The sequence below is a fragment of the Pseudoxanthomonas yeongjuensis genome, from assembly GCF_010093345.1.
In the GTDB taxonomy this organism is placed as follows: domain Bacteria; phylum Pseudomonadota; class Gammaproteobacteria; order Xanthomonadales; family Xanthomonadaceae; genus Pseudoxanthomonas_A; species Pseudoxanthomonas_A yeongjuensis.
In genome coordinates, this window is the sequence record NZ_PDWT01000001.1 from 491,664 (window position 1) to 506,191 (window position 14,528).

11 protein-coding genes are annotated in these 14,528 nt (G+C 64.9%); 4 read left to right on the forward strand and 7 right to left on the reverse strand.

Going from position 1 to position 14,528, the window contains the following annotated elements:
• The first annotated feature begins 70 nt into the window (after window positions 1-70).
• Together CSC74_RS02300 and pbpC are read left to right on the forward strand one after the other, a co-directional pair.
• On the forward strand, window positions 71-4,951 hold the full coding sequence (locus CSC74_RS02300; RefSeq protein WP_246192989.1) for an alpha-2-macroglobulin family protein: 4,881 nt from the start codon (window positions 71-73) through the stop codon (window positions 4,949-4,951).
• 74 nt (window positions 4,952-5,025) lie between these two features.
• Window positions 5,026-7,410 (forward strand): penicillin-binding protein 1C, encoded by a 2,385-nt coding sequence (gene pbpC / locus CSC74_RS02305; RefSeq protein WP_162313689.1) that lies wholly within the window; start codon window positions 5,026-5,028, stop codon window positions 7,408-7,410.
• Window positions 7,411-7,515: 105 nt separating this feature from the next.
• On the opposite strand, the gene CSC74_RS02310 is transcribed toward pbpC, so the two are convergent.
• Together CSC74_RS02310 and CSC74_RS02315 are read right to left on the reverse strand one after the other, a co-directional pair.
• Complete coding sequence (locus tag CSC74_RS02310) at window positions 7,516-8,118, reverse strand: ferritin-like domain-containing protein (protein WP_162312798.1); 603 nt, start codon at window positions 8,116-8,118, stop codon at window positions 7,516-7,518.
• 30 nt (window positions 8,119-8,148) lie between these two features.
• Window positions 8,149-8,631, reverse strand: coding sequence for a peroxiredoxin (locus tag CSC74_RS02315; protein ID WP_162312799.1), 483 nt, complete (start codon window positions 8,629-8,631; stop codon window positions 8,149-8,151).
• A 147-nt stretch (window positions 8,632-8,778) separates the two neighbouring features.
• Here CSC74_RS02315 and CSC74_RS02320 point away from each other — a divergent pair, with 147 nt between their 5' ends.
• Together CSC74_RS02320 and CSC74_RS02325 are read left to right on the forward strand one after the other, a co-directional pair.
• Window positions 8,779-9,249, forward strand: coding sequence for an Hsp20/alpha crystallin family protein (locus CSC74_RS02320; protein WP_162312800.1), 471 nt, complete (start codon window positions 8,779-8,781; stop codon window positions 9,247-9,249).
• 110 nt (window positions 9,250-9,359) lie between these two features.
• Window positions 9,360-10,253 (forward strand): DnaJ C-terminal domain-containing protein, encoded by an 894-nt coding sequence (locus CSC74_RS02325; protein ID WP_162312801.1) that lies wholly within the window; start codon window positions 9,360-9,362, stop codon window positions 10,251-10,253.
• Window positions 10,254-10,287: 34 nt separating this feature from the next.
• Here the strand turns inward: CSC74_RS02325 and pilH are convergent, their stop codons facing one another.
• The 5 genes from pilH to lpdA all read right to left on the reverse strand — a co-directional run bounded on the left by pilH (window position 10,288) and on the right by lpdA (window position 14,483).
• Window positions 10,288-10,680: a twitching motility response regulator PilH gene (pilH, locus tag CSC74_RS02330; protein WP_162312802.1), complete on the reverse strand. Its 393-nt coding sequence runs from the start codon at window positions 10,678-10,680 to the stop codon at window positions 10,288-10,290.
• A gap of 94 nt (window positions 10,681-10,774) precedes the next feature.
• Window positions 10,775-11,770, reverse strand: a complete 996-nt coding sequence (locus CSC74_RS02335) for an acrylyl-CoA reductase family protein (protein WP_162312803.1) — start codon at window positions 11,768-11,770, stop codon at window positions 10,775-10,777.
• Window positions 11,771-11,832: 62 nt separating this feature from the next.
• On the reverse strand, window positions 11,833-12,402 hold the full coding sequence (locus CSC74_RS17685; RefSeq protein ID WP_343037866.1) for a GIY-YIG nuclease family protein: 570 nt from the start codon (window positions 12,400-12,402) through the stop codon (window positions 11,833-11,835).
• Window positions 12,366-12,959, reverse strand: a complete 594-nt coding sequence (locus CSC74_RS02345; RefSeq protein ID WP_162312804.1) for an LOG family protein — start codon at window positions 12,957-12,959, stop codon at window positions 12,366-12,368. The genes CSC74_RS17685 and CSC74_RS02345 overlap by 37 nt, the downstream gene beginning before the upstream one ends.
• A gap of 99 nt (window positions 12,960-13,058) precedes the next feature.
• Window positions 13,059-14,483 carry a dihydrolipoyl dehydrogenase gene (gene lpdA / locus CSC74_RS02350; protein WP_162312805.1) on the reverse strand — a complete coding sequence of 475 codons (1,425 nt, stop codon included), beginning with the start codon at window positions 14,481-14,483 and terminating at the stop codon, window positions 13,059-13,061.
• Window positions 14,484-14,528 lie beyond the last annotated feature (45 nt).

The window sequence follows — 14,528 nt, forward strand, 5'->3', positions numbered from 1 at the left end:
ACATAATCAGGGCAGGGAGTCGCACATGGAATCGGAATCGCAGGCAAAGACAAGCGCGCGTATCCAGTGGATGCGCGCGTTTTTCGTTTCATTGTCCGTGTTGCTGGCGCTGGGCGCCTGCAAGCGCAATGAGACCGGGCAGTTGCCCGCTCCCAGCGGCGAACCGATCACGGCGCAGAAGCAGGAGATCAAGGGCTTCGACCTGGCCGGACTCTATCCGGACCAGCACGACGGCGACCTTGCCATCGCCCTGGAATTCAGCCGCCCGCTGGTGGGCTCGCAGAATTTCGACGAATTGCTGGCCGTCACCGACGACAAGGGCGCCGCGGTCAAGGGCAGCTGGGTCCTGGACAAAAAAGGCTTGATCCTGCGCTTCCCGTACGTGGAGGCGGCCAAGGACTATGAAGTGCTGGTGCGCGCCGATCTGTTGGCCGCCGACGGCAGCCGCCTGGGCAAGGAACTGAAGGAAAAGGTCCACACCGGACAACTCGACCCGGCGGTGGGGTTCGCTTCGCAAGGCAGTGTGCTGCCGGCGCGCGAAAGCCGCGGCCTGCCGGTGGTGTCGATCAACGTCAAGGAAGTGGATGTCGAGTTCCTGCGTGTCGGCGAAAAAAACCTGCCCAGGTTCTTCTCCGAATACCAGCGCGGCGGACGCCGCGGCAGCTGGGACCTGGACAGCGAATACGGCGACAACACGCCGCTAGGCGAGCTGGCCGAGCCGGTCTACGTCAACCGTTTCCTGCTGGGCGGCAAGCCCAATGAGCGCCTGCTGACCTACCTGCCGATCCAGGGCATCAAGGAGTTGCAGGAGCCTGGCCTGTATTTCGCGGTGATGAAGCGCACAGGCAAGTTCTCCGGCGATTTCGAGACCGCGTTCTTCACCGTCAGCGACATCGGCCTGCACGCGCGCGCCTACAAGGACAAGCTGTTCGTGCACACCGCCTCGCTCAACAGCGGCGATGCCGTGGGCGGGGTGGAACTGAAGATCCTCGACGCAAAAGGCGAGGTGTCTCTTAAAGGAGAGACCGACGGCAACGGCAACGCCTTGCTCAACTACAAGCTCGACGCAGGCCATGTGCTGATCGCCAGCCGCGGCAAGGACGTGTCGATGCTGCCGTTCAACCAGCCGGCGCTGGACTTGTCCGAATTCTCGGTCGCCGGCCGCGAGGCCGCCTGGTTCGACGTGTTCGCATGGTCCGGGCGCGATCTCTATCGCCCCGGCGAAACCGTGCGCATCAATGCCCTGTTGCGCGACAACGACGGCAAGCCGACCAAGCCTCAACCCGTATTCCTGCGCCTGAAGCAGCCTGACGGCAAGACCTTCCGCGAAACCCGCCTGCAGCCGGGCGCGCAGGGCTATTTCAGCTTCGAGCAGGCTATTCCCGCCGAGGCGCCGACCGGGCGCTGGCAGGTGGAATTCCGCACCGATCCGGCCAGCAAGGAAGCGGTGCAGGGCATGGCCTTGCGCATCGAGGAATTCCTGCCCGAGCGCATGAAGCTCGACCTCGATACCGCGCAGCAGGTGTTGAAACCGGGCGAAGCATTCAAGGTGAAGGCCAAGGCGGCCTATCTGTACGGCGCGCCAGCGGATGGCAATCGTTTCACCGCCAAGCTGGCCGTGGCGGTCGAGCAGCACCCGCTGGAACAGCTGCCGGGTTACTTCTTCGGCGACCCGACCCTGCAGTTGCCAAAGGAAGCCAAGGACGTCATCGACACCACCTTCGATGCGAACGGCGTGCACGAGGAAGACATCGCGCTCCCCGCCGAGGCGAAGCCCACCAGCACGATCGCGGCCGTCGTTTCCGGCAGCGTGTACGAAACCGGTGGGCGCACCGTCAATCGCACGCTCAAGCGCGTGCTGTGGCCGGCCGATGCGCTGGTCGGCGTGCGCCCGTTGTTCGACGACAAGGACGGCGCGGACGCCAACGCCAACGCCCGTTTCGAAGTCATACGCGTGGATGCCGCGGGCAGGCCGCAACCCGCCAGGGGCCTCAAGGTCACCCTGGTGCGCGAACACCGCGACTACCACTGGAACTACGACGAGGACGATGGCTGGGATTACGACTTCACCCAGCGCTTCGAGAATCTCGAGGTCAAGACGATCGACATCGGTGCGACCGCGGCCAAGGTCGATTACCCGGTGGAGTGGGGCGGTTACCGGCTTGAAGTATTCGATCCGTCCACCGGACTGACCACGCGCTATCCGTTCAATGCCGGCTGGAGCTGGGACGACGAGAACCGCGGCCTGGATGCGCGCCCCGACAAGGTCAAGATCGCCCTCGACAAGACCGGCTACAAGGCCGGCGACACGATGAAGGTGACGGTGACCCCACCACACCCGGGCAAGGGCCTGCTGATGGTCGAGAGCGACCACATGCTGTATGTGCAGGCCATCGAGGCCAAGCCAGGCAGCACGTTCGAGATCCCGGTGACAAAGGACTGGGAGCGGCATGACGTGTACGTCACCGCACTGGTGTTCCGTGGCGGTTCGGTGTCGAGCAAGATCACTCCGGCGCGTGCCGTGGGCGTGGCCCATGTACCGATGGACCGCAGGGCGCGCCGCGTCTCGGTGGGCCTGGTGGCACCTGGGCAGATGCGTCCGCAACAGGACATGCCGGTGACGGTCAGCGTGCCGGAACTCGCCGGCAAGCAGGCGTTCGTGACGGTCTCCGCGGTGGACGTGGGCATCCTCAACATCACCCGCTTCCCGGTGCCCGACGCCAACGCACAGTTCTTCGCCCAGCGCCGGTTGGGCGTGGACGCCTACGACATCTACGGACGCGTGATCGAGAGCTTCGAGGGCGATACCGCGAAAATCCGCTTCGGTGGCGACATGGCGCTGGCGGCGTTGCCGCAGGCCAAGCGCCCGACTTCGCGCGTGCAGACCGTCGACCTGTTCTCCGGCCCGGTGCAACTGGATGCCAAGGGCAATGCGCGGGTGAAGCTGAAGGTTCCCGATTTCAACGGCACCTTGCGCGTATCCGTGCTGGTGTATTCGGACGAACGCTACGGCAACAAGGATCGCGAGACCCTGGTGCGCGCGCCGATCGTGGCCGAAGCCAGCCTGCCGCGGGTGCTGGCGCCGGGCGACAAGAGCACCGTGACCCTGGACGTGCAGAACTTCACCGGCTCGGCGGGCGACTTCAAGGTCCAGGTCGATGGCATCGGGCCGCTGTCGATCGCCCAGTCGACGCGCAGTACGAAGCTCGGCAAGGACGCCAAGACCACGCTCAGCTTCCCGATCACCGCGGGCGAGGGCTACACCACCGCCCAGGTACGGGTGCGCGTGGACGGTGGCGGCTTCAAGGTCGACCGCAAGTACGACGTGCCGGTGCGCGCGGGCTGGCCGTCGGTGCTGCGCTCGCAGACGCGGGTGCTGGATGCGATGGCGGCGATCGAGCTGGGCAGCGGGTTCGCCGATGGGCTGATGACCGGTTCGGTCAACGCGCGGATGATGGTCAGCGCCTTGCCGCCGATCCCGTTCGCCAGCGCGCTGCAGGGCGCGCTCGATTATCCCTACGGCTGCGCCGAGCAGACCACCAGCAAGGGCTATGCCGCGCTGGAACTGGACGATGCCACAGCGAAGCTGCTGGGAGTGAAGGGACTGGATGCGAAAAAGCGCCGCGAGCGCATGGAAGGCGCGTTCGGGCGGCTGGCCTCGATGCAGGTTTCCAGCGGACACTTCTCGATGTGGGGCGACGACGGCTACGTCAATCCGGGTCTGACGCCGTACATCGTGGAATTCCTGCTGGATGCGAAGGAAGGCGGCTTCGCCGTGCCTGATGCCGTATTGCAGAAGGCATTGAACCGACTCAGCGAAGACCTGCTGTCTGGCGGCGCGCAGTTCTACGGCTACGATTCGCGCGAACACCTGAAGTTCGCAAGCCAGGCTTATTCGGGTTATGTGCTGGCACGGGTCAATCGCGCTCCGCTGGGCACGTTGCGCGCGCTCTACGACAACGAACGCGGCAAGAGCCTGACCGGCCTGCCGCTGGTGCACCTGGGCATCGCCCTGTCGCTGCAGGGCGACAAGAAGCGCGGCGAGAAGGCGATCGCCGATGGCTTCGCCAAGACCGGCGACCGCCCCGGTTACCTGGGCGACTACGGCAGCCGCATCCGCGACGACGCGCTGATGATCGCGCTGGTCCACGAGCGCAAGCTGGGCAAGCCCGAATACGAGGCGCGCTCGGTTTCCCTGGGTCGCGAACTGGACGCCCGCCGCAACAGCGGCTGGATGTACCTGAGCACGCAGGAGCAGATCGCGCTGGCGCGACTGGGCAAGGCCTTGATGGTCGACCAGAAGAAGCTGGTCTCGGGCACTTACAGCGTCGGCGGCGAAAGCGAAGCGGTCGCGGCGACCCGGATCTTCGGCCGCAGCTTCGATTACGCCACGTTGGCGAAGGGAATCCGTTTCGTTCCCGAAGGCCAGCCGCCGTTGTTCGCCAGCCTGGAAGTCGCGGGGATTCCACGCAACGCACCGGCTTTCGACAACAGGCAGATCGGGATCGAGCGCAAGTACTACACGACCGACGGCAAGGAGTGGAAAGGCAGCAGTCTGAAGGAAGGCGACGCATTGATCGTGCGGGTCAGCATCACGCCCAACGTCGGCATGCCCGATGCCTTGTTCACCGACCTGTTGCCGGCGGGGCTGGAGATCGAGAACTTCAACCTGGGCGACGCCAAGCAGTGGGCCGACGTGGTCGTGGACGGCATCGAGATCGCTGATCGCTCCAGTTCGGCCGACGTCAAGCACGAGGAGTTCCGCGACGACCGCTATGTGGCCGCGTTGAAGCTCGATCGGGGCGATGCGGCCAAGGTGTTCTACCTGGTCCGCGCGGTCACGCCCGGCACCTACACCGTGCCGCCGCCGCTGGTCGAGGACATGTATCGTCCGGATATCCGCGGCGTGGGCAAGTCGACGCCGGCGACGATCACGGTGGTGCAGCCGTAAGGGCAGGAACGAGTTTGCAGGAACGAGGAACGAGTGGGGCGGCACGGCACGGCTTGAAGAAGCTGGCCTCGCGGTTGTCGTTCACTCGTTCCTCGTTCCTCTCCACTCGTTCCTCGCTCCTCTCCACCCGTCTCCTGCCGCTATTACGCTGGGGAACGGCCGTGGTGCTGGCGACGCTGCTCGTCCTCGACCTGGCATTCCCTCCGCCACTGCCCAAGGCCCGCGACACCAGCACCCTGGTGGTCGCGCGCGACGGCACACCGCTGCGCGCCTTCGCCGACCGCAATGGCGTGTGGCGCTATCCGGCCACGATGGAAAGCGTGTCGCCGCTGTACCTGCAGGCGCTGCTGAATTACGAGGACCGCTGGTTCTGGAAGCACCCGGGGGTGAATCCGTGGGCGTTGCTGCGCGCGGGTGGGCAATGGCTGCGCGGTGGGCGCATCGTTTCCGGCGGCTCGACCCTGACCATGCAGGTCGCGCGCCTCCTCGATCCGCATACGCGGACCCCGTGGGGGAAGACGAAGCAACTGTTGCGCGCGGTGCAACTGGAAGCGCACCTGGGCAAGCGCGAGATCCTGCAGTTGTATCTTGAGCGCGCACCCTTCGGCGGCACCATCGAAGGTGTGGAAGCGGCCAGCTGGGCCTACCTCGGCAAGCCGGCATCACGGCTGTCGCAGGCCGAGGCGGCCTTGCTCGCAGTGCTTCCGCAATCGCCCAGCCGGTTGCGTCCCGACCGCCATCCCGAAGCCGCACGCAAGGCGCGCGACAAGGTGCTGCAACGCATGGTCGCGCTCGGCGTGTGGACCCAGGCGCAGGTGGACGATGCGCGCATCGAACCGGTCGTGGCCCGCTCGTTGAAGCCGCCGCTCAGCGCCGCCTTGCTGGCCGAACGCCTGCACCAGGCCGACCCGAAGGCCGCGCGCATCGTTTCCAGCATCGATCCCGGATTGCAGCGCACCCTGGAAGAACGCGTTTCCGCTTATTTCTCCAGCCTGCCGGAACGCACTTCCGCCGCGCTGCTGGTGGTCGATAACGCGAGCCTGCAGGCGCGCGCCTACGTCGGTTCGGTGGCTTTCGGCGACAAGCAGAGGCTGGGCCATGTGGACATGGTCCGGGCCTGGCGCTCGCCGGGTTCCACGCTGAAGCCTTTCCTCTACGGGCTGGCGCTGGATGATGGGCTGATCCATTCGGAAAGCCTGATGGTCGATGCGCCGCAGACGTTCGGCGGCTACCGGCCGGGGAATTTCGATTCGGCATTCAATGGTCCGATAGGCGCGGCCGAGGCCCTGAGGCTTTCCTTGAACGTACCGGCCGTGGACCTGCTGGACCGCGTGGGCCCCGCGCGCTTTTCCGCACGCCTGGCCAACGGCGGCATCGAGTTGAAATACCCGCGTGGCGGCAAGCCCAACCTGGCCATGATTCTCGGTGGCACCGGTGCGCGACTGGAAGACTTGGTCGGCGCCTTCGCCGCCTTCAACCGGGGCGGCGTGGCGGGACGCGTGCGCTATACCGAAGCCGATCCGGTGATCGACCGCCGCATGATGTCGCCGGGCGCGGCCTGGATCCTGCGTGAAATCCTGGAAGCCAATCCACGACCTGGCTACGGACTGGGGACGTTCGACATCGGTTCGCGCCCACGCACGGCCTGGAAGACCGGCACGAGCTACGGCTTTCGTGACGCATGGGCGATCGGCGGCACGCGGCGCTACACCGTCGGGGTCTGGGTAGGCCGACCGGATGGCACGCCGTTGCCGGGACAGTACGGCGCAGTCACTGCGCTGCCGTTGATGTTCGAGGTGATCGACAGCCTGCCGCGCGCGCGCGGCGATGGCGTGCCGGCGCCGCCGCCCGCCAACGTGGCCGAGGTCGAAATCTGCTGGCCGCTGGGCCTGCCGCCCGAAACCGACGCGCCAGGACTGTGCCAGCGCCGGATGAAGGCGTGGACGCTGGACGGAGCGATACCGCCGACCTTCCCGGAGCGCGATGCGCGGCTATGGAACGCGGGTCGCGAGCGTTTCGAGGTGGATGCGAAGACTGGCCTGCGGCTTTCGGCCGAATGTGCGCAGCCGCACGAACCGCGCAGTGCGGAAATCGCGCGTTGGCCCGCACTGGCGTCGCCCTGGTTGTCGGCACAGGTGCGCAAGGAATCCAGATTGCCTGCGCTGTCCCCCGATTGCATCGCCGACGGCCGTGAGGCCTCCACCGAACTGCGCATCGAGGGACTGAACGACCGTGCGACCATCGCCCGTGCGCCGGGCAGCCCCCATGGCGCGCGCTTGCAGATGCGTGCGCTGGGCACGGACACCAGGGTGCAATGGCTGCTGGATGGGAAGTGGATCGCCGAGACCCAGGGCGCACGAAGCTTCCAGCGCGATTTCGAGGATCCGGGCGAGCACACGCTGACCGCCCTTGCCGAAAGCGGCGCATGGACGCGAGTCGGTTTCCGCGTATTGCGCTAGGCGATGCCTTTGTAGGAGCGTCCCTTGGGCGCGAGCTCTTGCTCTTGTTCGAGGTCAGCGCAAGAACAGAAACAAGAGCTCGCGCCCAAGGGACGCTCCTACAGGTTATTTTCCTATCCAGCCATCCAGCAGGTCGGAGAACTCGTCGGCGTGCTCTTCTTCCTGGGCCAGGATCGATTCCAGGATGCGCTTGGTGGTGGTGTCGCGGTCGCCGATGTAGTTGATCATCTCGCGATAGCTGTCGATGGCGATGCGCTCGGCGATCAGGTCTTCCTTGACCATGTCGCGCAAGTCCTGGCCTTCCTTGTATTCGGCATGCGAACGCTTGCTCAGCGTATCCGGATTGAGGTCCGGTTCGCCGCCCAGTTGCACGATGCGCTCGGCCAGCAGGTTCGCGTGCGCCTGTTCCTGCTGCGCATGCTCCAGGAACTCGGCCTTGATCGAATCGGCGAGCATGCCCGAAGCCATGAAATAGTGGCGGTAATAGCGCAGTACGCAGACGTATTCGGTCGCCAGCGCGTCGTTGAGCAGCTTGATCACCACCTTCTTGTCCGCGAGATAGGTGCGGGTGATCGCGCCGTCGCCGATGTTCTTGCGTGCGTTGGCGCGCAGGGTGGCGGTATCGGTCAATACGCCGCTACCGGACGAAGAAGGCTTGCCGGGTGCGGCTGTTTTCCGCGGCTTCGGTTTGCTGGCTGGCTTGGACATTGGCTGGCCTTGGTGGTGGGGGAAAGGTAGTCAGCTGGGCAGGTTTTCCAGCACATGTTCGGCGGAGGACACCTTGTACTCGCCAGGCGACTCCACCCACAGCTGCTTGACGACACCGTCTTCGGCGTACAACGCATAGCGCTTGGAACGCACGCCCATGCCATATCCGCTGGCGTCCATCTCCAGACCCAGCGCACGGGTGAAATCGGCATTGCCGTCGGCCAGCATCTGCAGGCCGTCGGGAACGTCCTGCGACTTTCCCCAGGCCTGCATCACGAAAGGATCGTTGACCGAAACGCAATACACATCGATGCCGCGTTTGCGGAACTCGTCGAAGTGCTGCACGAAGCCGGGCAAATGACGTTCGGAACAGGTCGGGGTGAAGGCGCCGGGCACGGCGAACAGGACGGCGTTGTGGCCCTGGAACAGGGTGGGTGTGTCGACTGTCTCGACGCCATCGCGGATGCGCTTGAGGATGACTTCGGGAATGGCGTCGCCGGTCTGGATGGTCATGGATGCTCCTTGGGGATGAATGAAGGGTAGGCGCGGGAATGGTAAGGCTGCGTCAAAGGTACTTGAAAAAACCGCAGGGGCACTCATCTCGGAGCCATGACGGCCCGGTGCCGTCGCAACCAAAGACCCCGTACCAGGAGTTCCAGCATGAGCATCGTCCGTTACCACCACTGGCCGCGCCACGCCGCGCGCCAGGAGCAGATCAACCACCTGTTCGAGCGCTTCTTCGACAAGGGCGCCGCGAATGCGGCCGCCGAAGAGGGCCAGGCCGAAGCCCGCCAGTGGGTGCCCCGCGTGGATGTCCGCGAGGAAGCCGAGCGCTTCGTCATCCTTGCCGACCTGCCGGGCATCGAGCCCGACCAGATCGAGATCCAGATGGACAAGGGCGTCCTGAGCATCAAGGGCCAGCGCAAGGGCGAACCGGCCACCGAAACCTCGCGCTATTCGCGGGTCGAGCGCCGTCAGGGCGGCTTCCATCGCGATTTCAGCCTTCCCGACAGCGCCGATGCCGAAGGCATAGTCGCCAGCGGCCGCAACGGCGTGCTGGAGATCAGCATCCCCAAGAAGGCCGAATCCACCCCGCGCCGCATCCAGGTGGGCAGTCCGTCGGTGCAGTAAACAGCCGCAGGCCGGCCACCCGTATTCCAGCGGGACCCCGCCAACGCGCCCAGTAAGTAGAATCGGCTCGCAGTCGCAGGATTGCGGGCCGATTGTCCGAGAGGTAAGCGATGCAGTTCAAGGATTACTACCAGGTACTCGGGGTCGAACCGACCGCGGGCGACGCCGAGATCAAGACCGCCTACCGGCGGATGGCGCGCAAGTACCATCCCGATGTCAGCAAGGAAGCCGGCGCCGAGGACAAGTTCAAGGGCGTCAACGAAGCCTATGAGGCGCTGCGCGATCCGCAGAAGCGCAAGGCCTACGACCAGTTGCGTTCGCAGGGCTATCGGCCCGGCGAGGAATTCCGCCCGCCGCCGGATTTCGGACGCGGGGGCGTGGGCGGCAACCCGGGTTTCGATTTCGAGGAAGTGTTCGGCAGCGACGGTTCGGCGGGTGGCGGCTTCAGCGATTTTTTCGAAGGCCTGTTCGGTCGCCGCGCGCAGGCGGGCGCCGCGCCGCGCGGCCCGCGCCCGGCCGGCGACACGCGGGCGAAAGTATCGGTGCCGCTGCAGGCGATTCACGACGGCGGCAACGTGCGCCTGGATATCAATGGCAAGCATCTGGACGTGCGCATACCCAAGGGCGTGCGTCCGGGGCAGGTGATCCGCCTGGGGGGGCAGGGCAGCGGTGGCGGCAATCTGTTGCTGGAAGTGGAATACGCGGCGCACCCGCAATTCGAAGTGGACGGGCGCAACATCATCTACGTACTGCCGGTCGCTCCATGGCAGGCGGCCCTGGGCGCGACGGTCAGCGTGCCGACGCTGGGCGGATCGGTTGAGCTGAAGGTGCCTGCCGATTCGGAGGCTGGCCGCAAGCTGCGCCTGCGCGGACGCGGCCTGCCGGGCACGCCGGCGGGCGATCAGATCGTGGAGCTGGAAATCACCGCCCCGCGCGCCGTCACCGAACGCCAGCGCACCGTTTACCGGATGCTGGCGAGTGCGTTCGAGGGAAACGACGAGTAGCGAACGGAGCGACGACCGCCGCTCCGTGCCGGCCTCAGGCAGCGCTTGGCGGCGGCGCTTCGGTGGTATTGAAGATGCGTTCGATGACTTCGGCCAGTTCGTCTTCGGAGAACGGCTTGGTCAGATAGGCCTTGGCGCCCTGGCGCAGGCCCCACATGCGGTCGGTGTCCTGGTCCTTGGTGGTGACCAGGATGACCGGGATATGCCGGGTATTGCTGTCGCGGCTCAGCGTGCGGGTGGCCTGGAACCCGTTGAGGTTGGGCATCACCACATCCATCAGGACCATGTCCGGAAGTTCGCGCTTGGCGACTTCCACGCCTGCGGCGCCGTCTTCGGCGGTCAACGATTCGTGGCCCAGTTTCTCGACGATGCGCTGTATGCCCAGCAGTTGGGAAGGCGAATCGTCGACTATCAGAATGCGCGCCATGCTTTACCCCAAGTTGTCCCCAGTCGCGATTGTAGTGTGACTTTGTGCCTGCGGAAAATGGGGGTGGCCCAGGCAGGCGCGATCGGGGGCGTGTTCAGCCGGTTCTGACCACGGTGCGGCCGAAGGATTGGCCCGAAAGCATGCCGTTGAACACCTCCGGAAGCCCTTCCAGCGTCGTTTCCCGCCTGCAGATGACCTCCAGATGCCTCGGTTTCCAGTCGTCGGCCAGATGCCGCCAGATATCGTCGCGTATGCCGCGGGCGGTTCCGGCCGAAGCCACGCCCAACAGGGACACGCCGCGGATGATGAAGGGCATTACCGTGGCCGGCAGGTCGTGGGTGGCGACGAGACCGGCGGATGCGACATTGCCATAAGGCGCGGTCTGCGCCAGCAGGCTGGCCAGCATGCCGCCGCCGACGTTGTCCAGGCCGCCGCCGAAGCGCACGGATTCCATCGGCCGCTTGCTGTCCAGGACCTCGCGCCCCAATACCCGGGTAGCGCCGATAGATTCCAGGTAATCGGCCTGGTCGGCCTTGCCGCTGACCGCATGCACTTCGAAACCGGCACTGCTGAAGATGTCCACCGCGAGCGAACCGACCCCGCCGGTGGCGCCGGTGACCGCGAGCGGCCCGAGTTCCGGAGTCTGCCGGTTGTCCAGCATGCGATACAGCGCCAGCGCCGCGGTGAAGCCGGCGGTGCCAAGGACCATGCTCTCGCGCAGGCTCAATCCGGAGGGCAGGGGAACGACCCACTTCGATTCCAGCCGTGCGTACTGCGCATAGCCGCCATCGCGGGTTTCGCTGAGCCCAGAACCGGTGACCAGCACCGCGTCGCCTTCCTTGAACGCTGGGTCGGTGCTGGCGACGACATGGCCGGCGACATCGATGCCGCCGACCAACGGGAACCTGCGCAGGATCTTGCCCTGGCCGGTGCCGGCCAGCGCGTCCTTGAAATTGACCGAAGACCAGGCGGTCTTGACGACGACTTCGCCGGGATTGAGATCATCCAGCGAGATCGATTCGATGCCGGCACGATAGCCGGCGTCGTCGTTGTGGATGCGGAAGGCGGGGAAGTTGTCTGGAGTGCTCATTCAATGATTCTCGTCATCCCAGCGAACGCTGGGATCCATTTTGATCTGGCTTTCAGACCGGGTCAGAGTATTTCAATGTACAGATCACGCCATTCAGGATTGGATGTCTCGATCAACTCCAGCTTCCAGGCGCGCTTCCAGGCTTTCAATGACTTCTCGCGAAGAATTGCAGATTCCATGGTTCCATGCACCTCGTACCAGACCAAAGTATGAATCCGGTACTTCCTGGCGAAGCCTTCGGCCCGATCGCTCTTGTGCTGCCAAATGCGGCCAGGCAGGTTGGAGGTAACGCCGACGTAAAGCGTTCCGCGTATTCCGCTAGCGAGTATGTAAACGCATGGAATTCGTTCCCGTTGCATAAGCCTTTCCTTGGCTTCGAGCGATAAGCGTAATTGCAAATGGTTGGTCATTCCAGCGAACGCTGGAATCCATCCTGAGCTTGCGGCGACGCCCGGCAACGAATAAAAGGCAACGTCAAAATGGATCCCAGCGTTCGCTGGGATGACGTCGGAGAGATGACAGTTGCGCCGGGGTGACGTCGAAAGTCGTTTGAATCTGCCCGCAGAAACAAGCTGCCCCAACCCCCCGATCCCGGTTACCGCAACGCTGAACGCCGCTTCTCGTCTATCCACTTGCTCGCCTGCGCCGGCTGGTAGTCGCGCATCCACTGCAGCATCGCGGCGATGTCCTCGCCGTGCCACAGGTCCTGGCGTTGCTCGGCATGCAGGAAGCGTTCCTCGACCATCCGATCGATCATGCCGATCAGCGGCGAGTAGAAACCGTCCACATCGAGGAAGGCGCAGGGCTTGTTGCCGATGCCCAGCTGGCGCCAGGTCAGCATCTCGAAGATTTCTTCCATGGTGCCGAAGCCGCCGGGCAGGGTGACGAAACCGTCGGACAGGTCGAACATGCGCGCCTTGCGCTCATGCATCGAGCCGACGATTTCCAGCTCGGTCAGGCCGCGATGCGCGACCTCCCAATCCGCCAGTTGCTTCGGGATCACTCCGGTGACCTGGCCGCCGGCTTCGAGCACGGCATTGGCGACCACGCCCATCAGGCCGACGTTGCCGCCGCCATAGACCAGTCGCAGTCCTTCCTTGGCGATGCGATCGCCCAGCGCGGCGGCGCGTTCGGTATAGGCGGGTTTGCTGCCCGAGTTGGAACCGCAGTAGACGCAAATGGATTTCATGGGAGCCGTGAAGGGTGAATGGACCGCATGCTGTGCATGCTCAATGGGAAAGGAGAAGGGCGCTTCTCCTAACCCTTCACAATTTATCCTTTACCGCTCTCAATTGACCTTGTGGATCGAACGCTTGTCGACCGCCATCGCGGCATCGTGGATGGCCTCGGACAGGGTCGGATGCGCGTGGCAGATACGCGCCAGGTCGTCGGCCGAACCATTGAACTCCATGGTGATCACGCCTTCGTGCACCAGCTCCGATACTCCCACGCCCACGAGATGCAGGCCCAGGATGCGGTCGGTTTCGGCATGCGCCAGTACCTTCACGAAACCGGCAGGTTCGCCCATGGCGACGGCACGTGCGATCGCGGCGAACGGGAAGCTGCCCGCTTTGTACGGGATGCCTTCGGCCTTGAGCTGCTGCTCGGTCTTGCCGACCCAGGCGATCTCCGGTTCGGTGTAGATCACCCACGGAACCGTGTCGAGATTGACGTGGCCGGGCAGGCCGGCGATCAGTTCGGCCACGGCGATGCCTTCCTCGAAGCCCTTGTGCGCCAGCATCGGCCCGCGCACGCAGTCGCCGACCGCCCACACGCCATCGACGCCGGTGTGGCAATGCTCGTCCACCTCGACCATGCCGCGCTCGTTGAGCTTCACGCCGGTGCCATCGGCCAGCAGGCCCTTGGTGGCGGCGCGGCGGCCCACGGCGACCAGCAGCTTGTCGACCACGATGGTCTTCTCGCCTTCGGCATCGCTGTAGGTGACGTGCACTTCTTTCTTCTTGATCTCGGCCTTGCTGACCTTGGCGCCGAGCTTGATGTCCAGGCCCTGCTTCTTGAATTCCTTGGCCGCGGTCCTGGCCACTTCGGCATCGGCGGCGGCGAGGAAGTCGGGCAGGGCTTCGAGAATGGTGACCTCGGCGCCCAGGCGCTTCCACACGCTGCCCAGTTCCAGGCCGATCACGCCGGCGCCGATCACCGCCAGGCGCTTGGGCACGCTGGTGAAATCGAGTGCGCCGACGTTGTCGACGATATATTCGTTGTCGAACTTCGCGAACGGAAGTTCGATCGAATCGGAGCCAGCGGCGATCACCACGTTGGTTCCCTTCAACTCGACTTCGCTGCCGTCGTGCTGCTTGACCTTGACGAGGTTGCCCGGCTGCAGCTGGCCGAAGCCGTAGTACGGCGTGATCTTGTTGGCCTTGAACAGCATCGCGATGCCGCCGGTGAACTGCTTCACGATCTTGTCCTTGCGGCCGATCATGGTGGCGATGTCGACCTTGGCGTCCTTCACGGTAATGCCGTGGTCGCCGAACAGATGCTGCAGGTTGTGGAACTGGCGCGAACTGTCCAGCAGCGCCTTCGAAGGCACGCAGCCCACGCGCAGGCAGGTGCCGCCCAGGGCAGGCTTGCCGTCCTTGCCCAGCGCCGCGTCGATGCAGGCGGTCTTGAGGCCGAGCTGCGCGGCGCGGATCGCGGCGTGATAGCCGGCCGGGCCGGCGCCGATGACGACTACGTCGAATTGTTCTGCCATTTCGGTTCAGTCCCTTGGGAGGAGTAAGGAGTGAGAAACGAGGAA

Excerpts from the sequence above, each read along its gene's own strand:
- CSC74_RS02300 (WP_246192989.1), top strand. The coding sequence starts at position 71 with ATGCGCGCGTTTTTCGTTTCATTGTCCGTGTTGCTGGCGCTGGGCGCC.
- CSC74_RS02310 (WP_162312798.1), bottom strand. The coding sequence starts at position 8,118 with ATGTCCAAGCCAGCCAGCAAACCGAAGCCGCGGAAAACAGCCGCACCC.
- CSC74_RS02315 (WP_162312799.1), bottom strand. The coding sequence starts at position 8,631 with ATGACCATCCAGACCGGCGACGCCATTCCCGAAGTCATCCTCAAGCGC.
- CSC74_RS02320 (WP_162312800.1), top strand. The coding sequence starts at position 8,779 with ATGAGCATCGTCCGTTACCACCACTGGCCGCGCCACGCCGCGCGCCAG.
- CSC74_RS02325 (WP_162312801.1), top strand. The coding sequence starts at position 9,360 with ATGCAGTTCAAGGATTACTACCAGGTACTCGGGGTCGAACCGACCGCG.
- pilH (WP_162312802.1), bottom strand. The coding sequence starts at position 10,680 with ATGGCGCGCATTCTGATAGTCGACGATTCGCCTTCCCAACTGCTGGGC.
- CSC74_RS02335 (WP_162312803.1), bottom strand. The coding sequence starts at position 11,770 with ATGAGCACTCCAGACAACTTCCCCGCCTTCCGCATCCACAACGACGAC.
- CSC74_RS02345 (WP_162312804.1), bottom strand. The coding sequence starts at position 12,959 with ATGAAATCCATTTGCGTCTACTGCGGTTCCAACTCGGGCAGCAAACCC.
- lpdA (WP_162312805.1), bottom strand. The coding sequence starts at position 14,483 with ATGGCAGAACAATTCGACGTAGTCGTCATCGGCGCCGGCCCGGCCGGC.